Raw genomic sequence first — 21,625 nt, 5'->3', positions numbered from 1 at the left:
TATAATGGTCGCGATAGCAAGCATAAACGGGAAAAATATCCTGAAGAATACGGTCGTGGCATTGCCTTTGATCATAATGCCGATCATTGCGGGCGCGAGCGATTTCACGACGGAAAAGGTCTTGAAAGAAATGGGGACGGAAGAACGCGCCTCCTATCTGGCGGGCGTTGTCGAAGGACTGGCCTATGCACGATATGCTAAGGACGGAAAAAAGACGGAAGGCATGACCTGCATTTATGACTGGTTTTATAAAACGGAAGGCACCCCGAACGCCATTCTCACCGCATTTCAACGCTTCACGGAATACACACCTGGCGCGGTCATGGCGGCGATGATTGAGAAGGAGTGTGGAAGCTAATGGATACCTCGCCACTCAGCCTATATCGGCAGGAGTTTGCCAAACGGGCCGAATGGCGGCGCGAGGATGAGCATCGCTTCCTTGAAAAGCTCAAGCTTGAGCAAGACAAGGAAAAGAAGCTTGAGCGCGACGAACGCGAGCGTCAGGACGAGCAGTTTCTGGACATGGTCGTTGCGGTCCTTGCCACGGAAACTGAAGTCAAAGATTTTACCGTGAAACTCGATGCATATGATACGGCGATCATAGAGGCATTGTATGAGAATGAAGAGAAGATGAAGATCGTCCGGCAGGATTTGAAGGTTCTGCTGGATCAGGCTTATGTTCTGCCTGATGGACGCCGCGTGTTCAAAACCGAGGACGGCACCCGCATATTCGATGAGCATGGAGCCGAAGTCACGGACCTTGATCCTGATCTCATTGACGAAAAACATCCCTATTGGGAGAAATATGAAGGGCCGTTCAAGCAGAAATTTGCATTGGAAGAAGAGCGCAAGGAACTGCTTGAGTTCCAGAAGCGGACCGATGACGCCAGAGCGGAGCTTGATGAGGGCGGCATGACCAAAGACCGTCTGGACGAACTGGAAACGATACTGGCGAAGAATGCGCCGGACGCCGTGAAGCGGCGCATGGGTCATGACGCCGAACCTGCCAATCAGGCTGCACCCACGCCTAAGAATGACGAGCCGCTGCAAGTTGCGCCGTCCCGCGCAGGGGCAAAACTCGATATGCCCGCGCTTTAAAAATCCCAAGTTCGAGGCGACGAGGGTGGAACACGCGTTTTTCCTTGCAAAACGTAGTCAAATTTGACATCATTTAAGAAATGAAAGATACGACACGCCCGATCTCGTGGATCAAAGCCGCCCGTAAAGCCTTCGAGGAGTTTCCCGAGGCTGTGCAGCTTGAGACTTTGCGGGCGTTGACGATCGCCGCAGAGGGTCAGAAATCGGACAGCGCAAAGCCCATGCAGGGTCTTGGTGCGGGTGTGATGGAAATTGCCCTGCGTCATCGGGGAGATGCATGGCGGGTCATTTATGCTTTGCAGATAGGGACCGATATCTGGGTGGTGCATGCCTTTCAGAAAAAATCCAAGTCTGGGATTGCGACGCCGAAACAGGAGATCGACCTTATTCGGGAGAGAATTAAACGCTTACAGGAGATGCTGCGATGAGTGAAGAAATGGAAATTGTGCGCGGCTCCGGCAATGTGTTCCGTGATTTCGGACATCCGAATGCCGACGCCGAACAGCTAAAAGCGATCTTGGCCGCGCAAATTATCCGCGTGCTGGATTCCCGTAATCTGTCCACCCGTCGCGCCGGAGAGTTGACGGGCATTGCCGCCGCTGATTTTTCCCGCATCCGCAAGGCGAAGTTGGACCGCTTCACCATCGACAGGCTGATGACCATCCTGAATCGTTTCGATCAACGCGTGGAAGTGACCGTTGATTTTCAGCCCCGCAACGGCGGGCCGTCGCAGCTTGCGGTATCATAACCGCAGTTGATGCCTTTGCCACTTGCGGTGCTGATCATCTTCCGGCCTTGCCGCCATACCGAATTTCTGTGCGGGCGATAGCTCCCTGTAAATCTTAGTCAACTCGTATGTATGGACACGACGGGCGGCCAGAATTTCTCGCTGCAATCGTTGGCGCTCTTCAAGCTGACGTTCGATGAGAGCCTGCTTTTCCTTGGCGTCTCGTTCGGCGGCACTGGCAACTTCTTGGGCGTTCTGGTCCCGCAATTTGCCATGCTTGCCAATCACGCGGTCCCACAGGCCGCGAATGCCCTTGCGGAATCTGGCGCTGCGTTCAATAGCCTCCTGCGTCCAGCGGTCATCCTGAGCGGTTTGTAGGGCGTTTCTGTCAGTGCGGTGGCGTTCCACCATGACAATTCGCTTGGCCTCGACAGCTTGCGCCGCCTTGGCAAAATCTTCGGTCACAGAATTGGCGAAGCTTTGCAGTTTCTCCCGCTTCAAGGTCGCAACGCGGCTTTGCGCATCGTCCACCGAGGGGAGCATGGCCATATCGCTTATGCGGGCAACGACATCCTTTGTCTTCACGTTCGCCCAACGCGCCACCGCATAGACCTCACCGTGAACATCGACGGCGACCACGGCGCGACGATCACCACGGGCGAGGAAATAGCCGCGTTGCTCCAGTGCCTGTTTGAACGCTTTTCCTGAATCCGAAGAGGCCCAGCATTGCTGAAACAGTTGCTTGATCACGCGCGGGTCCTGTCCCGTGCGCTTCGCCTGAAACCATTCCTTTCGGTCGAAGTTCAAGGGATTTCGCAAGGCCGGATCGATCATGCCTTCCGGCATTTTCCAGCCATGCTCGATGTAAAGCTCGCGGGATATGTCCATCAGCTTGCGTTTGGTATGAGCGAGATTGATGGCCGTCATGCTGTCTGCGTCAATGCGCGACCAGACGCAATGCGCGTGTCTTCTGCCTTCCTTCTCATGAAAGACCAAAACGCGCGGCTGGCCTTCCAGCCCGAGTCTCGTTTCGATCCTGTGCACGGCATCCTCGAAGACGGATACAGGCACGGTTTCATCTTCGGGCGGATTGAGCGAGCAGGGAAACAAGAATTGTTTGCACCGCGTACCCCGACTGACCGCATAGGCTTCCTTGAAGGCACCTGCCACTGTATCCGCGACAAAGCCTTGGATGTCGTGAACCTCGACATGCTCGTTTTCGGGTTTCATCAAATGGCGGGCCAGATCGTCATGGCCCGCCCGCTGGCTTGCTTTCAGGATCATGGACGTTCGCCTCCGGTCAGGCCGAGCGCAAGAAGCAGATCGCGGCGCATGCCGACGACGGCCTTGCAGGCATCGGCAATCTCGCGTTCGGTTTCCGGCGTGACGGGAAGAGCGCCGATATTCACGGCCTTGGCAAGCTGGTTAAGGTTGCTGGACAGGCGAGAGCTGCCAAGCGCGGCCAGAACCCGCGCCAGCGCCGTTTCGTCCATGGCAGGTTTACGGGAAGTCCGGCGCTTGGTCTGGACCTCCGTCCCCAGCAGGACATTGCGGATGAAGGTGCCAAGCGGCACCTTTCCGGCGCGTTCCAGCAGAAGGCGTTTTTCGTCGTCCGTCAGGCGCAGGCAGAAATTCTTGGTTTCCGGCTTCCGCTGTTTCGGACGGGCCGTTTGAGGTTTGGAAATGTCAACCATCGGCCCGCCCTCAAGGTGAAGGTGAGGCCGGACGTGCCAGCGAGGTATCCTTTAAAACTTGCTCCCAATGAGCCAATTCTGTAAAAATCTGGTTTGACGCTTCTCCGGTGAAGCGCACCACTCTCAATAATTGTAAAACGTGGCTTCTTGCGCCGAGGTGCAAGATTTTTTAGCTCGATTTGAGAGAGCCCCTGTTCTTATTCGTTTTCGAAGCATGGTCGCCTTGACTTGTTGTGCATCATCGCTCAACTCTCGCGGGAGTTTTTTATATGTGTGATTCACAATGCGACTGCTTAGTTCTTGGAAGGTTCTGGCATTACTTGCAGGCGTATTTTCCGCAAGTGCCGTAGGTGCAGAACGAGTTGATGGCCGTTATGATATTGATTGCGCTGTCGTGGGGCAGGCCTACAGAGCCACACGCGCTACCTATCATTATCGAGAGACGGTCTATGAACTCGACTCCAATGGCGGCAGAAGACAGTATGCCGAGATCATCTATGGTCCAGTCGATGCTTTCCAGAAGATAGAGGCGACGGGACGTTGGGAGGCGTTCAGTCTGCTGGGCCGGCATGGTGAGGTGAACCTAACCTCGTGTACGTTTGTCGAGGTTTCCGAGGGAAAGCTTCGATATTTTGCTACGTGGCATAGCAATGACAGGAAATACATCGCGTCTGCAGATGTGTGGCTGACTGCCAAGAAGCCACGAAGATTGGAAACCGCAATTCGCAGCTATCCCAAGGACGGTCAGCAGTTTCCGTTTTCTGTGGCTCTCTCGGTTTTTGATTATGAGCCCGATAACGCAAAGGTTCCCGTCTTGAGTGAATGAAGCTCAGCGGCCTTCTTATAGGAAGTGTCCCGAATCATTTGATTGAGGTTCTTAAATTGCAGTTTTTTCCAATCGTTCTTGCCTCGCTGGCAGTGTTGATCCTGTCGTTTTCTGGCTCCTTTGCAGAGAGCGAGCCGGGCGCTGATGCGGTTGGTCGACCTCCGACGGAAGATCCATCGTGCGACTTCGTGAATCGATCCTACCAGAAGACATATCGGTCCGAACGGTTGAGCTTCGTGACGTATGAACTTCCCCAGGAAGAACAGTTGAAGCGCCGTCTGGACGTGCGGTTCATTGACGAAATGGTCTTCCAACGCTTGGAGCCCGGCGGCAGTTGGAGGTCTTGGACAATAAAGGCGCGGCCTTCGATCTTCTCAAGCTCTGGGCCAGTGTTTAACGATTGCAGTCTTCTGCGAGAGGAAGGGGACGGCAGTTCAAAACTGATTGTCTATTCGTCGGAGTGGAAACGGGAGCAATACAGGGCCCTCATCACGATCTGGATTTCGGAGACCGATGGCAGGATCGTGAAAACACGCCGTGATTTTGATTCGGTGGCCCCTCTCGTCAAGCAGTTCAGAACGGCTTCCGTGATCGAAATTTACGAGTATGACGCCGACAAGATAGTTGGGCCCCGCCTCGTCAGTTTCTAGGCGCGAGAGAGGCGGGTCTTGCCAATTCTGCCTGCCTATTGTGCACCCGCGGGAGGAATGGTAGCAGAAAGCCCTTGGTGACACGGGTTTTCCGCCATGTTTCTGCCTGAGCGAGGCACCTACGAGACGCTTTATCGCGATTTCTCGTGGTCCATTCCTGACGATTTCAACATCGGTCGCGCGGTCAGTGACGACTGGGCGTCGCATTCGCCTGATCGGATCTGTCTGCAGCATTTCAATTCCGATGGTCATCATCTTTCGATGACCTATGGCAAGCTAGCGGGGCGTTCAGCGGCTTTTGCCCATGGGTTGCAGGCGCTCGGGGTCGGGCCGGGTGATCGCGTGGCGCTACTTCTGCCGCAGTGCTTCGAGACTGTCATTGCCCATGTGGCGATCTACAAGATGGGCGCAATCGCACTGCCGCTTGCTCTGCTATTCGGTGCCGAGGCGCTCGAATACCGGCTTGCCGCTGCCGGCGCCAAGGTCGTCGTCACCAATGATTTTGGTTTGTCCCGGTTGGAGGAAATTCGGTCCCGCCTGCCGGATCTGCGGGAGGTTGTGACGATCGGGGCGGTTGCGTCGGGTGTGCACGCTTTCGCCGATGTGGAGGCAGGCCACCCGTCCGTCTTCAATGTGGCGAAAACCGGGCCCGATACGCCGGCCCTGATGATCTTCACGTCGGGCACCACCGGTCCGCCCAAAGGGGCGCTGCATGGGCACAGGGTGCTGCCCGGCCATCTGCCCGGCTTCCAGATGGCGCATGAATTTATTCCGCGTGACGGCGACAGGATGTGGACGCCGTCCGACTGGGCGTGGGCGGGCGGATTATTGAACGCGCTCTTGCCTTCGCTCCTGCTGGGCGTGCCTGTCGTCTCCTCTCCCGCACAGAAATTCGATGCGGACACGGCCTTCCGGATCATGTCGGAGATGAAAGTGCGCAACGCCTTCATTCCGCCGACGGCATTGAGATTGCTGAAATCGGTGGAGCGGCCGCGGGAAAAATACGATCTGGTGCTCAGGTCGATCGGTTCGGCGGGAGAGGCTCTGGGTCGGGAGACCTATGAGTGGGTCAAGTCTGCGCTCGGCATTGTTCCCAACGAATTCTATGGGCAGACGGAGTGCAATTTCGTGCTGTCGTCGGCGGCGCATCTTGGCGTCAGCCGTGCGGGTGCCATCGGTCGAGCGGTGCCGGGTCATCGTGTGGCGATCATCGATGGCGAGGGCAGGGAACTCCCACCGGGCAGTGTCGGGCAGGTGGCGATTGCACGGCCCGATCCGGTGATGTTTCTCGGCTACTGGCGCGACGAGCGGGCGACCGCCGCGAAGTTCGTCGGCGACTGGATGAAGACGGGCGATCTCGGCCGGCAGGATGCCGAAGGTTATGTCAAGTTCTTCGGCCGGGATGACGATGTCATTACCTCATCGGGTTATCGCATCGGTCCTGCGGAGATCGAGGATTGCCTCATCGGCCATCCGGCGGTGCGTCTTGCCGCCGTAATCGGCAAGCCAGACCCGTTGCGCACTGAGATCGTCAAGGCCTTCGTGGTTCTTGCCGACGGTTTTTCGCCAAGTGACGTACTGGCTGTCGAGATTCGCGACTGGGTGAAGCATCGCCTGTCGATGCACGAATATCCGCGCGAAGTGGCCTTCATCGAGGAGTTGCCGCTGACCACCACGGGCAAGGTCATCCGCCGCCTGTTGCGGGACCGGGAACTAGCCGCAGCGGCTGAATAGTCCGTCCGGGTCTGGGTATGCCCGATTTCGTCAAAACTACCCTCGCGTCAGTCGTTCAGACGACGCGAGAGGATCTTGTCGCGCAGGATGCGGGCGATGTTGCGGGTGTTGCGGTACATGTGAAGCTGGGCGGCCGCCTGTCGCACGTCGCGGTCGGCATTGGCGCGCAGACCGATGACCAGCGTACCCATCTCCTCGCGTTCCTTCCAGAAGCGGCTCATGATCGGATGGTCCGGCACGGCGCAACTGTCGGTGCGCTGGATGTTGGCGTCGTCGAGGTGCCATTCGGTGAGGTCGGCCATCAGCAGCTTGCCGGGAGAGAACCGGCCATAGCGCTCGTCATAGGCTGTTTTCCAGGTATAGGCTTCGCCGGCCATGATGAAGACCACCATCGAGGCGATGGCCCGGCCGTTGAGGTCGAGGGTGTGAATACGCACGGCATCCACTTCCGCCAGATTGGTGATGGCTTCGCGGGCAAAGGCAGAGCGTAGCCGGTCCATGACCATGGCGGAACGCTTCTGGCCCTTCCAGCCGCTTGCCTCCAGCGCTAGGAATTCTTCCATCCTGACGCGGATCTCCTGCGGCTGGCGGGTGACGTTGTAGGTCAGTTCACCGTGTTCGCTGAGCAGGCGGAACTGGCGGCGCATCTCGCGCAGATGGGGCTTGGCGATCGCCCGCTGCAGATAGGTCTCGCCGTCGTCGAGGCTTTCCAGCATTGGCCGCGTGAAGGTATTGGTGACGGTCAGGGGCAGGTCGCGGCTGATGGCGACGGCCTTCAGGAGCTGGGCGAAGCGGCCGTTGAGCCGTAAGTCGGGCAAGACCAAGACACCCGGCAGGCGGGCATCGGGGCGGGCGAGCGCCTCCAGAAGGTTGTCCAGCGTTTCGGCGGCTTCCTCGGCATCGACGAGCAGTGTTCCCAGCGGGCCGAAGGGGTTTGACCAGACGCGCAGGATCGACGGTCCCATGGAGAAGCCGGGCTTCTCGATGGAATAGGGCATCAGCAGGCGGACACGGCTGCGTCGCCCGTCCTCGTCGCGGATGACACCGAGGCGGATCTGCCTGTCTTCAAGCCGAGGCATGGCCGGGGCGAGGAAGCGGGGCGCAAAGAAGACGTTCGCTTCCATCACGCGATAAGTGAGATAGTCCAGCTCCTCCTGCAGGTCATATCCGACCTTGCCGGGATAAAAGGCGAGATGACGCCCGGGGCGGCCGACCTCGATCGTCTGGTCGGCATTGGGTCGATTGCTCTGCAGGCTCGCAAGGCTGCCCGAGGAGTGGTGGGCGCCGAAGCTGGGGCTTTCGCTATGGATCGGAGCTTCCGTCATGGTCAGGATGCCTTCGTCTTGTTCAGGATCGACAACGGGTCGGCGAATGCAAAGAGGACGATGCCGAGTGCGTGGCGGACCGCGATGTGCAGAAGCAGCGCCTCCGCCATCATTGCAGTTGCCGTCGCGGCTGCCGCGCCGGTCAATCCAAAGAGAGGTATGAGCGTAATGTTGAGGCCGATATTGACGGCGAGTGCGCCGACATAAAGGAAGACGCAAAGTTTCTGGTGGCCCGTCATGGTCAGGAGAACCTCGCCCGGGCCGACAAGCGCCTTGGAAAGGCTGCCGGCGAACAGGATGGTCATCAATACATAGCCGGCTGTGAAAGCGGGACCGAACAGCGCCAGCAGGAACTCTCCGACGGCCAGAACGGTAAGTCCGACCAGAAGCGAGGGCCAGAAGCTCCAGCGGGTCGTCTGACCAGCGAAGGCTGCAAGATGGCGAAGATCATGGGCTGCGACCATTGAGGAAAAGCGCGGGGCGGCGGCGGCCTTCACGGCGAAATAGACGAACTGCACCAGCGCCATCGTCTTTGCGGCGGCAAAGTAGATCGCCACCTGATCGGGGTCGAGGTAGAGGCCGACCACGACGACGTCGGAATTGGTCAGCAAGAAACCGAAGCCCTCGATCAGGAAGATCGGCAGGGCCACCTTGAACCAGGCGAGAAAATCGATCTTGCGCGGACCGGCGACAAAGCGCTTCTGCAAGCGGCGGTCGATCGTCAGGAACTGGGTGAGCGTGGTGACATAGGTCGCTACCAGTGCCGCCTGCATGGCAGTTGTCGCGGTCTGCGGAGCGCCGGCCCACACGGCGGCGATCATGAAGAGCAGAATGAGCAGCGGGCGGACGATATAGGTGGGGCTGAGTGCGGCCACCGGCCAGCTGTTGGCACGCGCCGTACCATCAAGCACATCGCCGAGTGCGATCATCGGAAGCGCGAATAGCCCCAAAAACAGCGGCAAGATGTAATAGGCCTCGATCGCGTCGCCGAAGAGCATGAGCACAGCGAAGCCGATGACAGCGAGCAGGCTTGCCGAGGACATGGCGAAGACCCTGGCAGTCATGGTCAGGCCACGAATTTCATCGTGTTCGTCGCGGGCGTCGTATTGCGGCAGGAAACGGATGACCGTCGTGTGGAAGCCGAGGCAGGAGAGGTTGCCGAACAGCACGACCAGCACCCATACGAAGACGAAGATGCCGTATTCGAATTCGCCCATCATTCGGGCCTGGATAATCTGGGAAACGAAGGCGATAGCCGCGGAGACCACCCGTATGGTGAAGGCTACGAGCGCCATGCGCTGGGCGCGGGCGATTTCATCCGCTCCCGTGAAGGCGGCGACAAGCTTGTGCATCGCCGGATGCAGGCCGGTCGGCAGTATCTTCTCCGCTGTCTGGACAACCGCCATTATCGACACGCACGGCCTATTGAAAACGCAAAACAACAATGCCGCACTGTTGTCAGATCAGAGTTAAGAAACGGTTTGCCGTTGTTCGTCAGTTTCCTTGTGTCAACAGGGCATGATGCACTCCGTCCTTCACGGGAGTGAGTAAATTCCAATGTCTTTTCAGGTGGCTGCGGTCTTTTTCGCCCGCCTTTAAAAAGAAAAGGCGGCCGGAAGGCCGCCTTGACTGTCATTTTGCCTCGTTGCCCGTTCAGGCGTTTTCGAATGTGCCGTGGCAATGCTTATATTTCTTGCCGGAACCGCAGGGGCAAGGCTCGTTGCGGCCGACGCGGCCCCAGGTGGCGGGGTCCTGCGGGTTGCGGTCCTCCGGTGCGACGTAGTTTGCCGCGCCTTCGTCGAAATCGTCCTCGCCGGTGCTTGCATCGACGTGGTGCCCTTCCATGACCGGCAGGGTCGGCGCCGGCGGAGCTTCGCGCACGATCTCGACGCGCGACATCTGCATGGTTACTGCGTCGCGCAGGTTGGCGAGCAGGGCCTGGAAGAGTTCGAAGGCTTCAGCCTTGTATTCCTGCAGCGGGTCGCGCTGGGCGTAGCCGCGGAAACCGACGACGGAGCGCAGATGGTCCAGATTGACGATGTGCTCGCGCCAGAGATTGTCGATGGTCTGAAGCACGATCGAGCGTTCGACATAGGCCGTGATCTCGGGGCCGAAGCGTTCAGCCTTCTCGGCCGCGGCCTTGTCGGCGGCCTCGGTGATCCGGGTGACGATGTCGTCTTCTGCAATGCCTTCTTCCGTCGCCCATTGCTCGATTGGCAGGTCGAGGTTGAGGGTCGTTGCGACCTTCTCCTTAAGCCCTGTGACATCCCACTGCTCGGCATAGGCGCGCTCGGGAATGTGGACGCGCACCATGGTCTCGATGACCTCGTGGCGCATGTCGGCGATCGTGCTGGAGACGTCGGTCGCGTCCATCAGTTCGATGCGCTGCTCGAAGATAACCTTGCGCTGGTCGTTCAGCACGTCGTCATACTTGAGCAGGTTCTTGCGGATGTCAAAGTTGCGGGCTTCGACCTTCTTCTGGGCGCGTTCCAGAGCCTTGTTGATCCAGGGATGGACGATTGCCTCGCCATCCTTGAGGCCAAGCTTCTGCAGCATCGAGTCCATGCGGTCGGAGCCGAAGATGCGCATCAGGTCGTCCTGAAGCGACAGGTAGAACTTCGAGCGACCCGGGTCACCCTGACGGCCGGAACGGCCGCGAAGCTGGTTGTCGATGCGCCGGCTCTCGTGGCGTTCGGTTGCGATGACGTAAAGGCCGCCGGCGGCAAGCGCCTCCGCCTTGAGCTTCTTCACTTCCTCGCGGATGGCCTGTTCCTTGGCGTCAAGCTCAGGGCCGGGCTCCATACCTTCCAGCTCGCGCTCGAGGCGCATGTCGATATTGCCGCCGAGCTGGATGTCGGTGCCGCGGCCTGCCATGTTGGTGGCGATGGTCACGGCGCCCGGTACGCCGGCCTGCGAGACGATGTAGGCTTCCTGCTCGTGGTAGCGGGCATTCAGCACCTGGAACTTGTCGAAGCCGGATTTCTTCAGGAGGTTGGCCAGAAGCTCGGACTTCTCGATGGAGGTCGTGCCGACCAGAACCGGCTGCTTGCGCTCGTGCGCGGCCTTGATCTCGGCGATGATCGCCGTGAACTTTTCCTCGAAGGTCCGGTAGACCTCGTCATCCTCGTCTATACGCTGGATCGGGAGGTTGGTGGGAACCTCGATGACATCAAGACCGTAGATGTTCGCGAATTCCTCCGCTTCGGTCGCTGCCGTACCGGTCATGCCGGCCAGCTTGTCGTACATGCGGAAATAGTTCTGGAAGGTGATCGAGGCGAGCGTCTGGTTCTCGGGCTGGATCTGCACCTTTTCCTTGGCTTCAAGCGCCTGATGCTGGCCTTCCGAGTAACGGCGGCCCGGCATCATGCGGCCGGTAAATTCGTCGATGATGACGATTTCGTCGTTGCGGACGATGTAGTCCTTGTCGCGCTGGAAGAGTTTGTGGGCCTTCAGAGCGTTGTTGATGTGGTGGACGATCGAGACGTTCTCGACATCGTAGAGTGACTCGCCCTTCAGCAAGCCCGCCTGACGGAGCAGATTCTCGAGCTTCTCGGTGCCAACTTCGGAGAAGTTGGCCGAGCGCTGCTTTTCATCGATTTCGTAGTCTTCATCCGAAAGCATCGGAATGAAGGCGTCGATCGTGTTGTAGAGGTCCGAGCGGTCGTCCAGCGGCCCGGAGATGATCAGCGGAGTACGGGCTTCGTCGACCAGAATGGAGTCCACTTCGTCGACAATCGCGAAGGCATGGTCGCGCTGAACCATCTGGTTGCGCTCGTACTTCATGTTGTCGCGGAGATAATCGAAGCCGAGTTCGTTGTTGGTCGCGTAGGTGATGTCGCAGAGGTAGGCCGTGCGGCGCTCCTCGTCGGTCAGGCCGTGGACGATGACGCCGGTGGTCAGCCCAAGGAAGCTGTATAGCTTGCTCATCGTCGTGGCGTCGCGCTTGGCGAGGTAGTCGTTGACGGTGACGACGTGGACGCCCCTGCCGGCGAGCGCGTTGAGGTAGACGGCCAGCGTTGCCACGAGCGTCTTGCCTTCACCGGTCTTCATTTCGGCGATGGCATTGTCGTTCAGGATCATCGCGCCGATGAGCTGTACGTCAAAGGGGCGCATGCCGAGCGCGCGGCGAGAGGCCTCTCGGGCGACGGCAAAGGCCGGTACCAGAATGTCGTCGAGCGTCTTGCCGTCGGCGAGCATCTTGCGGAATTCCCGGGTCTTGCCGGACAGCGCCTCGTCGGAGAGCGCTTTCATCTGGTCTTCGAGCGCGGCAATAGCCGCCACCTTCGGCTGATAAGAGCGAACGCGGCGCTCATTGGCCGATCCGAAGAATTTGCGGGCGAGCCCACCGAGACTGACCATTCGATGGTCCTTTCTGACCTTCGTCATATTCGTTGCGTATCCTGGTCGCCGGCCGAAATTCGGCACGCAGGCACGGGAGGCCCGGAAACGGCTCTGGACGCGCGGTTGCGTGACAGATAAGAGGGGGGTCGAATGATGTCAACGGCGCAGCTTGGCCGCAAACGCTTGGTCTACCGTGCTTTGGACAATTTTTCGCCCGATTCGAACGGTCAAGAAACGGTTCCCCATCCGAAAGGTTTCACATGCTTCGCTTTCATAAACTCGCCCTTGCCGCCTGCGTCGCTCTGATCGGGCTCCAGAACCAGGTTCTGGCCGAAGACGCTGTCGTCGCCAAGGTCGGCGATCTCACCATTACCCAGTCGGAACTCGACCTTGCCGTTGCCAACCTCGATCCGCAGCTTTCCCAGCTTCCTGACGAGCAGAAGAAGGTCGCAGCGCTTTCCGGCGCCATCGACGTCAAGTTGCTCGCAGGTACTGCTGTTGGCGAGGGCCTGAAGGACGATCCGGAATACCAGCGTCGCATGGCCTATATCGCTGATCGGGAACTGCACAACCTCTACTTCAAGAAGCATGTCGTCGACGCCGTCACCGATGCCGAGGTCAAGGCGCGCTACGAGAAGGAAATCGCTGCCCTGCCAAAGCAGGAAGAGGTTCGCGCCCGTCATATCCTCGTCAAGACCGAGGAAGAGGCCAAGGACATCATCAAGCAGCTCGACGCCGGCAAGGACTTCGTCGAACTCGCCAAGGAAAAGTCGACCGACCCGAACAAGTCGGAAGGTGGCGACCTCGGTTACTTCACCAAGGGCCGCATGGTTCCGGAATTCGAGGAAGCCGCCTTCGCCATGGAGAAGGGCACCTATTCCAAGACCCCGATCAAGACGCAGTTCGGCTACCACGTGATCAAGGTCGAGGACAAGCGCGAAGCCGCTCCTCCGACCCTGGAAGAAGTCGGCCCGCAGGTCCGTCAGCTCGTCATGCGTGACAAGTACCTTGAGATCATCGAAAAGGCTAAGGCCGAAAAGAAGGTCGAAATCGTCGATGAAGCCCTGCGCAAGGGCTACGAGGACGTGAACAAGCAGCAGGAAGAGCAGCCGCAGCAGTAATCGCTGCTTCCGTTCAATCCTTGGGCCCGCATCTTGCGGGCCTTCCTGTTACAGGTGGTATCGATGTCTGAAACCGTTTCTCCCCTCGCTCCGAAATCCTATGCCGAAATGCCGGTGATCCGCGGCGTGTCCATGTCGACCGCGGCGGCAGGCATCAAGTATAAGAACCGCACCGACGTCCTGCTGATGTCCTTCGAGCGTCCGGCGACTGTCGCCGGCGTGTTCACGAAGTCGAAGTGCCCTTCCGCTCCGGTCGATTTCTGCCGCTCCAACCTCGGTCACGGCGTGGCGCGCGGCGTCGTTGTCAATTCCGGCAATGCGAACGCCTTCACGGGCGTCAAGGGACGGACGGCGACGGAACTGACCGCGAAGTCGGCAGCAGCTGCCCTTGGTTGCGCTGAGAACGAGATCTATCTCGCTTCGACCGGTGTGATCGGCGAGCCGCTCGATGCGACGAAATTCGCCGGCGTTCTGGGTGACATGGCAAAGGGTGCCACCGGCGATTTCTGGCTGGAAGCCGCCAAGGCCATCATGACCACCGATACCTATCCGAAGGTCGCCACCCGCTCTGCCGAGATCGGCGGCGTCAAGGTGACGATCAACGGCATCGCCAAGGGCGCCGGCATGATCGCGCCCGACATGGCGACTATGCTGTCCTTCGTGGTGACGGATGCCGATATCGCGGCCCCGGCACTGCAGGCGCTTCTTTCCGCCGGCGTCGAGCCGACCTTCAATTCGGTGACGGTCGACAGCGACACCTCGACCTCGGACACGCTTCTGCTGTTTGCAACCGGGGCCGCTGCCGCAGACGGCCAGAAGAAGGTCGAATCCGCTGAGGATCCGGCGCTGTCCGGGTTCACGTCCGCCTTGAACGATCTTCTGAAGGACCTTGCCCTCCAGGTGGTGCGTGACGGCGAGGGCGCTCGCAAGATGGTTGAAGTGACTGTCGTCGGCGCCGAGTCGGATCAGGCCGCCAAGAAGATTGCCCTTTCCATCGCCAATTCACCGCTGGTCAAAACGGCTGTTGCGGGCGAGGATGCCAATTGGGGTCGTATCGTCATGGCCGTTGGCAAGTCCGGCGAAATGGCTGATCGCGACCGTCTGGCGATCTGGTTCGGCGACATCCGCGTTGCCGTCAACGGCGAGCGGGATCCGGCCTATTCGGAAGCTGCGACCACGGCCGTTATGAAGGAGCAGGACATTCCGGTAAAGGTCGATATCGGCCTCGGCGATGGCCGCGCGACTGTGTGGACCTGCGATCTCACCAAGGAATATGTTGCGATCAACGGCGACTACCGGAGCTGACGACCAGAATGCTCGCTGTACCCTTTGAAGACAATCTGCCGCTGGTGCGTCGGCTGGAAGCCGTGGGCTTCCGGGCCTGGCCGGCGGCAAATGTGCAATATGACGGCAGCTGGCAGATCCGGCTCACCGGCGGACATCCGTCCAAGCGGCTGAACTGCATCGTCGCGCTCGATCCCTCCGACAGTCGCGACATCGCGATCCGGCTGGAGAAGGCCGGGCGGAAGTTCGCTTCCTACGGTCGCCCGCTGATCGTTCGCCAGACCCCGCTGGCACCCAAGCAGCTCATCAATCATCTGGAGACGGAAGGCTGGGAGTGCTTCGAGGACGTGGTCACGATGACCTGCGATCTCTCGGAGATCGTGTTGCCGGATACGCTCGATCATCTCCCGACACATGATGTCGGTCGCTATGTCGATGCAAGCCTCGAGCTGCAGGCCGAGGACGCTGCGCTGAAGCCGGCTCTTGCAGAAATCATCGGCGCGATCAAGCCGCCGACCGGCCTCTTCGTTATCGAGACAGCCGAACGTGGGCCGGTCGCGACAACGCTGTGCGTCCAGGACAACGATCTTGCCGGCATCATGTCGCTTGCTGTTGCGGACGACCAGCGGCGCAAGGGGCTTGGCCTTGAGGTGCTGACCGCGGCTTTGCGTTGGGCCCGCATGCGGGGTGCCCGGCGTGCCTGGCTGCAGGTCGTTGCGGATAACGAGCCCGCGCTCGCCCTTTACCGCAAGCTCGGCTTTAAGGAAGCCTATCGCTACCACTACTGGCGCAAGGGGAAAGACGCATGAGCGACGGGAAAAAGCCGATCCTTCTCGTTGCGGCCTGCGCGCTGATCGACAGCGACGGCCGCATCCTTCTGGCCCAGAGGCCGGAGGGCAAGTCGCTGGCAGGCCTTTGGGAATTTCCGGGTGGCAAGGTCGAGCCGGGTGAGACCCCCGAGGAGACGCTGATCCGCGAGATGGAAGAAGAAATCGGCATTACGACCAAGGTGGCGTGCCTCGCGCCGCTGACATTCGCCAGCCATACCTACGAGACATTCCATCTGCTGATGCCGCTCTTCGTCTGCCGTCGTTACGAGGGCATTGCCCATGGCAAGGAAGGGCAGGCGATCAAGTGGGTTCGTCCCCAGGCACTGCGCGATTACCCCATGCCGCCGGCTGACGAGCCGCTCATTCCCTTCCTCCAGGATCTGCTTTAGGATATCCTACAGTTTAAGGACGTTTTAAGGACGTTCTTAACCCAAAGTTTATCACCATCAGGCAAAGCTCGCTTCTGTTCATGCGTTAGAGCGTGCGTGGAGCGTGTCATGGTAAACGAGGATTTCTGGAAGACCGTCCGGTCGAGAGAGCGGTCTTCGCAAAAGTCGGGAAAGACTGGAGTTTTGAACATCGCCTTGCTGTTTGGCACGGCGGTGATTGCCCTGTCGCTTGTCCTGACGCCGATGCTTGCCGGAAAGACGGAGCGAAAGAGCCTCGCTTTCCAGCCGGACGAGTACGACATGCTCAGCACAGGGTCGATCAACCGCTCGGATAACGGCAAGCGTTACACGATCCGTCGCAGCGTTCTTCAGAAAACACCGGGATCGGTTTGCATCGTCGACGGCTATGGCGCCGACGGGTGCTGATTCAATATTTCAGACAAGTCATAATTTCTCGGCCGTTCGGTCATCACTCGCGGGAAACGAAATGCATCTCGTCCGGAAATTCCTTGCAGACCGACAGGGCGCGACCGCTATCGAATACGGCTTGCTGGCGGCAATCATGGGAGCTGCGTTGATCGGTGGTTTCGGCGCGTTCAGCGGTGCGCTTCAGAACATGTTCGGCACGATCGAAACGAACGTGACCGGTACCGGCAACTGAGCCGGTTCCTCATTCCGTAGGCTTGCGGTTCGGATCGAGCGCGTCGGCGAGGCGCATTTTCGCGGATCCCGGCTTCAGCGGCTTCTGCTGGCTTTCATGCGCAGCCCATCCCGAGACATAAATGATGGAGAAGGTGGCGCGGATACGCCCGTCCGGGTCTGAATAGCGCTCCGCATAAAGCTCGGCTGCTCTCATGAAAAACGCCCTGTTTACCGGCTTTTTGCTGCGCCCGAGCAGCGGATTGGTCATACCCATGGCCTTCAAGTCTCGCATGAGCGGGAAGATCGAATCATAGCGGACTGTGTAACTCTCTTCGTCGATGACGGGCAGGGCGAAACCGGTGCGCTGCAGCAGCCCTCCAATGTCGCGAATATCCGCAAAGGGTATGACGCGCGGGCTTGCGCCGCCATAGAGTTCCGCCTCTGCCGCGAGCAGTACGTCGCGCAGTTCGGCAAGCGTGCCGGCGCCGGGAATTGCCGCGAGGAACAGGCCGTCGGGCTTCAGGGCGCGGCGGATCTGCACGAGCACGCCGGGCGTGTCATTGGTGAGGTGCAGCGATAGCGGAGAGAGCACTAGATTGACCGACTGGGGTTCCAGCGGCACCGTTTCCCATGCTGCTTCGCGGACGCTCTCTGCGCCGGAGGTAAGGTCCGGTGCAACCTCGATGCGTTCCAGCCGGTCGATCTTGCCGGTGGCAAGGGCGGCGCGTGCGGTGAGACCTGTGGCGCCATGCAGTTCGACGGCATCTTCGAAGCGGCGCTCGACCAGCGAAAGTCTATCGGCGATTTCGCCTGCGGCGATCTCCAGCAGGAAATCGGCGCCCTCGGTCATGGCCGACAGCGCACGCCTGCGGTTGGCGGCAATCAGCCGATCGTCGAAAAGCCTTTCCATCAGAAGACATCCTCTTGAAATTCACGGTCTGGCAAAGGCGCCGGCAAGCGCCTAATGTCAACCTTATGTCGGGTCGCATAGAGCAAAATTCCATGTCGGTCATCAGGTCGGTCATCGTCGATCTGCCATTGCGTGTGGCGGGCGGCTTGCGTGATACCGTCTTTCCTCCCGGCTGCGCCCACTGTCATGTGCGTACGGGGCGGCATGGCGCGCTATGTCCTTCCTGCTGGTCGGAGCTTCGGCTCATCGAACGGCCGTTCTGCGAGGTGCTCGGCACGCCGTTCGGGCATGATCCGGGCGCGGGCATGGTGTCGGCCGAGGCGATTGCCAATCCGCCGGCATTCGATCGTCTGCGCTCGGTTGCCGTGCATGACGGCATCGCCCGCTATCTCGTGCACGCCCTCAAATATCGCGACCGGACAGACCTCGCGCCGATGATGGCTGGGTGGATGGTGAGGGCCGGAGGAGAAGCCCTTTCCTCCTGCGATTGCGTGGTCTCCGTTCCGCTTCATCGCAGCCGGCTGTTCAGCCGCATGTTCAATCAGTCGGCGGAACTGGCACGGCACGTGGCGCGGCTTTCCGGTCGGCGGTTCGAGCCGCAGGCGCTTGTGAGACGGAAGCGTACCAGCCAACAGGTCGGGTTGACAGCCAATGCCCGCGAACTCAACGTTCGGGGAGCCTTCATCGTGCCGGAACAGTTGTCCCCCGCCGTGTTCGGGCGGCGTATCGTGCTGGTCGATGACGTCTATACGACAGGTGCGACGGTGAGTTCGGCAACGCGAGCGCTCAAGAAAGCGGGGGCTACCAATGTCACAGTTTTAACCTTTGCAAGGGCATTGTCCGGTCCTATATGAGCGTGATCGGGACGGCCCCGTCTCCTTTCATCACGCTTACCTGACCGGAGTATTCCATGGCATCGGTGACCATCTACACGCGACAGTTCTGTGGCTATTGCGCCCGTGCGAAAAGCCTGCTGGAGTCCAAGGGCGTCGCCTATCTCGAGCATGACGCGACGGACAAGCCGGAGCTTCGGCAGGAAATGATTTCCCGCTCCAATGGCCGGATGACATTCCCGCAGATTTTCGTCGGTGACGTTCATGTCGGCGGCTGCGACGATCTTTACGCGCTGGATCGGGACGGCAAGCTCGATCCGCTGCTCGCCAACTGAGGAATATTGACATGAGTTTCAAGGTTGCTGCCGTCCAGATGTGCTCGGGTGTCGACCCGGAAAAGAATGTCGCCTCGATGGTTCGGCTCGTGCGCGAAGCTGCCGCTCACGGTGCCGTCTATGTACAGACGCCGGAGATGACTGGAGCAATCCAGAAGGACCGCAAGGGGTTGCAGGCCATCCTGCGCGACGAGGACACTGACATCGTCGTCAGGGCCGCTTCAGAACTTGCCCGCGAGCTTTCGATCCATTTGCATATCGGTTCGACCGCGATCCTGCTTGCCGATGGGAAGATTGCCAACCGCGCCTTCCTGTTCGGTCCGGATGGCCGCAAGATCACCAGTTACGACAAGATTCACATGTTCGACGTCGATCTCGACAACGGCGAGAGCTGGCGCGAAAGCGCCGTCTATCGGCCGGGTTCGCGCGCCGTGGTAGCGGATCTTCCGTTCGCAAGGCTTGGATTCGGCGTCTGCTACGACGTGCGCTTTCCGCAGCTCTTCCGGGCGGAGGCCTTGGCCGGAGCCGAAATCCTGACGACCCCGGCCGCCTTCACCCGGCAGACGGGCGAGGCACACTGGGAAGTGCTACTTCGGGCCCGGGCCATCGAGAACGGCGCGTTCGTGATTTCCGCCGCTCAGGCCGGGGTGCATGAGGACGGTCGCGAGACCTTTGGCCATTCGATGATCGTCGATCCATGGGGCAAGGTGCTGGCCTCGGCCGGCGGAACAGGCGAGGCCGTCGTGATTGCCGATATCGATACCGGTGCGGTGAAGGCTGCCCGGGCGAAGATCCCCAATCTCAAGAACGCCCGCGACTTCGAAGTCGACATTGTCGCTCCGCTGCTGGCGAAAGGGGGCGTGACCGTTTGATCCGCTACTCTCTCATCTGCGAGAATGCGCACGACTTCGAGGGCTGGTTCTCGGAGAGCGCTGACTTTGACCGCCAGAAGGCAAGCGGGTTCCTGGCTTGCCCTGTCTGCGGTTCGCTCGACATATCGAAGGTGCTGATGGCGCCTTCGATATCGACCGCGCGGCACAAGGAGAAGATTGGCGCCCTGGCGGTCAACGAGGCACAGAAAGAGGCGGCGGCCAAGCTCAAGGAGATCATCGCCTCCATTCGCGCCAACAGCGAGGATGTCGGCGAGCGCTTCCCAGAGGAAGCCCGGAAGATCCATTACGGGGAAACCGAGGCTCGCGGCATCATTGGGCAGGCTTCGTTGAACGAGGTGAACTCCTTGATCGATGAGGGAATCGAGATTGCACCACTACCGATGCTGCCGGACGATACGAACTGAAGCGTGACGGCCCTCTTCGGACGCACTGTTTTTTCAATCAGCCCTTGAAGCCACCATCGTTTAGATAGGCCTGTTCCTCAGGCGTCGTCTCTCTGCCGAGAGCGGCGTTGCGATGGGGAAATCGGCCGAAGTGGGCGATGATATCCCTGTGCTCCAACGCGTAGTTCATGACCAGTTGATCGTTTGTCAGTTCGAAATGCTGGGTGAACAACGAGACGCTGAGTTCCTGGTCCGCCGGATCCTCGGAATGTTCGAAGGGCAAATAGAAAAAGATAGCCAGCGATTGATCGACGATTTCGCCGAACCCCCGATCCAGCGCCCGGCGGGCGACGGCGCGGGCGAGCCCATCGGTTGCAAAGGCATGGCCGCTGCTGCGAAACAGGTTACGGGGAAACTGGTCGAGCAGAATCAGGAGGGCAAGCGCTCCTTCCGCCGTTTCTTCCCATGCGACATATTCGCCGCGTGAAGCGGCGAAATGTGGGGCCAAGTAATCGCTCTGGATGAAGGCATCGAATGCATCATCCTTGGCGAACCATTTCTCCGGTCCAGCCGCGGTCCAGAAGGCGAGAATGTCGCCAGGCGTGGTCATTTCGTGGCCTCGGATGGCGCAGGCTCGGCCGGACGGCGGGTCAGCACCATGTAGTTGACATCGATGTCGGAGGAGAGGTTCCACTGGTTCTGGAGCGGGTTGAAGAATACGCCCTTCATTTCCACCACCTGCATGCCGCTTTTCGACACCGGCGCCTCGATCTCTTCGGGCCGCACCAGCTTTTCGTATTGGTGGGTGCCGCGCGGGAGCCACTGCAGCACATATTCTGCGCCGACGATGGCAAGGGCGGCAGCCTTGAAGGTGCGATTGATGGTGGAGACCAGCATCAGGCCACCGGGGCGAACCATGGAGGCACAGGTCGTCAGGAAGAAATCGACATCGGCGACATGCTCGACGACTTCCATGTTCAGGACGACGTCGAATGTCTCGCCGGCTTCGGCCAGTGCTTCCGCCGTCACTGCCCGGTAATCGACGGTGACGCCGGTCTGGCCGGCATGAGTCATGGCGATCTTGATGTTCTTCTCCGAGGCGTCGGCGCCGAGCACATCGCCGCCCATGCGGGCGACGGGCTCCGAAAGCAAGCCGCCGCCGCAGCCGATATCGAGGATGCGCAGGCCTTCCAGCGGACGGTGCCCCTTCGGGTCGCGACCAAAATGGGCGGACACCTGGTCGCGAATATATGCGAGGCGTACCGGATTGATCTTGTGCAGCGGCTTGAACTTGCCGGTCGGATCCCACCATTCCGCCGCCATGGCGGAAAAGCGGTCGACTTCCGACTGGTCGATGGTGGTGCGGGCCTCAGCGTTCATGAACCGGATCTCCCTCAGTCTTCTGGCAGTTCAAGTCGGACGATCGGGTGCCAAAGTCAAGGGCCGTGAACTCATCTGCCGGAAACGCGAACGTCATGGGGCGTCGTTCAAGATTCATTCATGCGGGATTTTCTAGATCAGTACTGCGACGCATTATTGGGCCGAAAGGCACTGGTGCCGCATAAGTTGCAGCTGGCTGAAGGCACGAGCAATTTGCCGCAATGCCGCCG

Annotated in this window: 25 protein-coding genes; 17 read left to right on the top strand and 8 right to left on the bottom strand. The window is 59.7% G+C overall.

Annotated features, from left to right (window positions below; all coding sequences use genetic code 11):
* Nucleotides 1-4 precede the first annotated feature (4 nt).
* The 4 genes from NBH21_RS25325 to NBH21_RS25310 all read left to right on the top strand — a co-directional run bounded on the left by NBH21_RS25325 (nucleotide 5) and on the right by NBH21_RS25310 (nucleotide 1,846).
* Nucleotides 5-358, top strand: a complete 354-nt coding sequence (locus NBH21_RS25325; RefSeq protein ID WP_250914760.1) for a hypothetical protein — start codon at nucleotides 5-7, stop codon at nucleotides 356-358.
* Nucleotides 358-1,098, top strand: a complete 741-nt coding sequence (locus tag NBH21_RS25320; RefSeq protein WP_250914761.1) for a hypothetical protein — start codon at nucleotides 358-360, stop codon at nucleotides 1,096-1,098. Before NBH21_RS25325 ends, NBH21_RS25320 begins: the two co-directional genes overlap by 1 nt.
* An 80-nt stretch (nucleotides 1,099-1,178) precedes the next feature.
* Entirely contained in the window at nucleotides 1,179-1,526 is a 348-nt protein-coding gene (locus NBH21_RS25315; RefSeq protein ID WP_250914762.1) for a type II toxin-antitoxin system RelE/ParE family toxin, read from the top strand.
* Complete coding sequence (locus NBH21_RS25310; RefSeq protein WP_250914763.1) at nucleotides 1,523-1,846, top strand: helix-turn-helix domain-containing protein; 324 nt, start codon at nucleotides 1,523-1,525, stop codon at nucleotides 1,844-1,846. The genes NBH21_RS25315 and NBH21_RS25310 overlap by 4 nt, the downstream gene beginning before the upstream one ends.
* On the opposite strand, the gene NBH21_RS25305 is transcribed toward NBH21_RS25310, so the two are convergent.
* Nucleotides 1,841-3,109, bottom strand: coding sequence for a relaxase/mobilization nuclease domain-containing protein (locus NBH21_RS25305; RefSeq protein WP_250914764.1), 1,269 nt, complete (start codon nucleotides 3,107-3,109; stop codon nucleotides 1,841-1,843). The genes NBH21_RS25310 and NBH21_RS25305 overlap by 6 nt on opposite strands.
* Nucleotides 3,106-3,519 (bottom strand): hypothetical protein, encoded by a 414-nt coding sequence (locus NBH21_RS25300; protein ID WP_250914765.1) that lies wholly within the window; start codon nucleotides 3,517-3,519, stop codon nucleotides 3,106-3,108. The genes NBH21_RS25305 and NBH21_RS25300 overlap by 4 nt, the downstream gene beginning before the upstream one ends.
* A gap of 283 nt (nucleotides 3,520-3,802) precedes the next feature.
* On the opposite strand from NBH21_RS25300, the gene NBH21_RS25295 reads away from it, so the two are divergent.
* The 3 genes from NBH21_RS25295 (at nucleotide 3,803) to NBH21_RS25285 (ending at nucleotide 6,729) form a co-directional block, all read left to right on the top strand.
* Nucleotides 3,803-4,345, top strand: coding sequence for a hypothetical protein (locus NBH21_RS25295; RefSeq protein WP_250914766.1), 543 nt, complete (start codon nucleotides 3,803-3,805; stop codon nucleotides 4,343-4,345).
* The gene (locus tag NBH21_RS25290) at nucleotides 4,342-4,995 is read left to right on the top strand and encodes a hypothetical protein (RefSeq protein WP_252759596.1); all 654 of its coding nucleotides are present in this window, start codon (nucleotides 4,342-4,344) and stop codon (nucleotides 4,993-4,995) included. The genes NBH21_RS25295 and NBH21_RS25290 overlap by 4 nt, the downstream gene beginning before the upstream one ends.
* Nucleotides 4,996-5,091: 96 nt before the next feature.
* Complete coding sequence (locus NBH21_RS25285; protein WP_250914768.1) at nucleotides 5,092-6,729, top strand: AMP-binding protein; 1,638 nt, start codon at nucleotides 5,092-5,094, stop codon at nucleotides 6,727-6,729.
* Between the two features lie 47 nt (nucleotides 6,730-6,776).
* Here NBH21_RS25285 and NBH21_RS25280 read toward each other — a convergent pair whose 3' ends face one another.
* The 3 genes from NBH21_RS25280 to secA form a co-directional block, all read right to left on the bottom strand.
* A complete protein-coding gene (locus NBH21_RS25280) occupies nucleotides 6,777-8,054 on the bottom strand; it encodes a GNAT family N-acetyltransferase (RefSeq protein WP_250914769.1) in 1,278 nt (425 codons plus the stop codon).
* A gap of 2 nt (nucleotides 8,055-8,056) precedes the next feature.
* Entirely contained in the window at nucleotides 8,057-9,460 is a 1,404-nt protein-coding gene (locus tag NBH21_RS25275) for a lipopolysaccharide biosynthesis protein (protein WP_250914770.1), read from the bottom strand.
* 247 nt (nucleotides 9,461-9,707) lie between these two features.
* Nucleotides 9,708-12,413, bottom strand: coding sequence for a preprotein translocase subunit SecA (secA, locus tag NBH21_RS25270; protein WP_250914792.1), 2,706 nt, complete (start codon nucleotides 12,411-12,413; stop codon nucleotides 9,708-9,710).
* Between the two features lie 242 nt (nucleotides 12,414-12,655).
* Between secA and NBH21_RS25265 the strand changes: the two genes are divergently transcribed.
* The 6 genes from NBH21_RS25265 (at nucleotide 12,656) to NBH21_RS25240 (ending at nucleotide 16,680) form a co-directional block, all read left to right on the top strand.
* Nucleotides 12,656-13,516, top strand: coding sequence for a peptidylprolyl isomerase (locus NBH21_RS25265; RefSeq protein ID WP_250914771.1), 861 nt, complete (start codon nucleotides 12,656-12,658; stop codon nucleotides 13,514-13,516).
* Between the two features lie 63 nt (nucleotides 13,517-13,579).
* Nucleotides 13,580-14,821, top strand: coding sequence for a bifunctional glutamate N-acetyltransferase/amino-acid acetyltransferase ArgJ (argJ, locus tag NBH21_RS25260; RefSeq protein WP_250914772.1), 1,242 nt, complete (start codon nucleotides 13,580-13,582; stop codon nucleotides 14,819-14,821).
* 8 nt (nucleotides 14,822-14,829) lie between these two features.
* Complete coding sequence (locus NBH21_RS25255) at nucleotides 14,830-15,609, top strand: GNAT family N-acetyltransferase (RefSeq protein WP_250914773.1); 780 nt, start codon at nucleotides 14,830-14,832, stop codon at nucleotides 15,607-15,609.
* Entirely contained in the window at nucleotides 15,606-16,019 is a 414-nt protein-coding gene (gene mutT, locus NBH21_RS25250; RefSeq protein ID WP_250914774.1) for an 8-oxo-dGTP diphosphatase MutT, read from the top strand. Before NBH21_RS25255 ends, mutT begins: the two co-directional genes overlap by 4 nt.
* A 108-nt stretch (nucleotides 16,020-16,127) precedes the next feature.
* Nucleotides 16,128-16,445 carry a hypothetical protein gene (locus NBH21_RS25245; RefSeq protein ID WP_099059441.1) on the top strand — a complete coding sequence of 106 codons (318 nt, stop codon included), beginning with the start codon at nucleotides 16,128-16,130 and terminating at the stop codon, nucleotides 16,443-16,445.
* Nucleotides 16,446-16,506: 61 nt separating this feature from the next.
* Nucleotides 16,507-16,680: a Flp family type IVb pilin gene (locus NBH21_RS25240; RefSeq protein ID WP_250914775.1), complete on the top strand. Its 174-nt coding sequence runs from the start codon at nucleotides 16,507-16,509 to the stop codon at nucleotides 16,678-16,680.
* Between the two features lie 9 nt (nucleotides 16,681-16,689).
* Here NBH21_RS25240 and NBH21_RS25235 read toward each other — a convergent pair whose 3' ends face one another.
* Complete coding sequence (locus tag NBH21_RS25235) at nucleotides 16,690-17,571, bottom strand: methyltransferase domain-containing protein (protein ID WP_250914776.1); 882 nt, start codon at nucleotides 17,569-17,571, stop codon at nucleotides 16,690-16,692.
* A gap of 92 nt (nucleotides 17,572-17,663) precedes the next feature.
* Between NBH21_RS25235 and NBH21_RS25230 the strand changes: the two genes are divergently transcribed.
* Genes NBH21_RS25230 through NBH21_RS25215 form a run of 4 tightly spaced genes read left to right on the top strand, consistent with a single transcriptional unit; the run spans nucleotide 17,664 to nucleotide 20,036 of the window.
* On the top strand, nucleotides 17,664-18,425 hold the full coding sequence (locus NBH21_RS25230) for a ComF family protein (protein WP_250914777.1): 762 nt from the start codon (nucleotides 17,664-17,666) through the stop codon (nucleotides 18,423-18,425).
* A 56-nt stretch (nucleotides 18,426-18,481) separates the two neighbouring features.
* Nucleotides 18,482-18,739, top strand: coding sequence for a glutaredoxin 3 (gene grxC, locus NBH21_RS25225; protein ID WP_250914778.1), 258 nt, complete (start codon nucleotides 18,482-18,484; stop codon nucleotides 18,737-18,739).
* An 11-nt stretch (nucleotides 18,740-18,750) separates the two neighbouring features.
* Nucleotides 18,751-19,611, top strand: a complete 861-nt coding sequence (locus NBH21_RS25220; RefSeq protein ID WP_250914779.1) for a carbon-nitrogen hydrolase family protein — start codon at nucleotides 18,751-18,753, stop codon at nucleotides 19,609-19,611.
* On the top strand, nucleotides 19,608-20,036 hold the full coding sequence (locus NBH21_RS25215) for a DUF1178 family protein (protein ID WP_250914780.1): 429 nt from the start codon (nucleotides 19,608-19,610) through the stop codon (nucleotides 20,034-20,036). Before NBH21_RS25220 ends, NBH21_RS25215 begins: the two co-directional genes overlap by 4 nt.
* 37 nt (nucleotides 20,037-20,073) lie before the next feature.
* Here NBH21_RS25215 and NBH21_RS25210 read toward each other — a convergent pair whose 3' ends face one another.
* Nucleotides 20,074-20,625 (bottom strand): DUF924 family protein, encoded by a 552-nt coding sequence (locus tag NBH21_RS25210; protein WP_250914781.1) that lies wholly within the window; start codon nucleotides 20,623-20,625, stop codon nucleotides 20,074-20,076.
* On the bottom strand, nucleotides 20,622-21,395 hold the full coding sequence (gene ubiG, locus NBH21_RS25205) for a bifunctional 2-polyprenyl-6-hydroxyphenol methylase/3-demethylubiquinol 3-O-methyltransferase UbiG (RefSeq protein WP_250914782.1): 774 nt from the start codon (nucleotides 21,393-21,395) through the stop codon (nucleotides 20,622-20,624). The genes NBH21_RS25210 and ubiG overlap by 4 nt, the downstream gene beginning before the upstream one ends.
* Nucleotides 21,396-21,625: the final 230 nt, after the last annotated feature.

It is taken from the genome of Ciceribacter sichuanensis, assembly GCF_024055605.1.
Classification (GTDB): Bacteria; Pseudomonadota; Alphaproteobacteria; order Rhizobiales; family Rhizobiaceae; genus Allorhizobium; species Allorhizobium sichuanense.
This window is presented reverse-complemented; position numbering and strand designations above follow the sequence as displayed.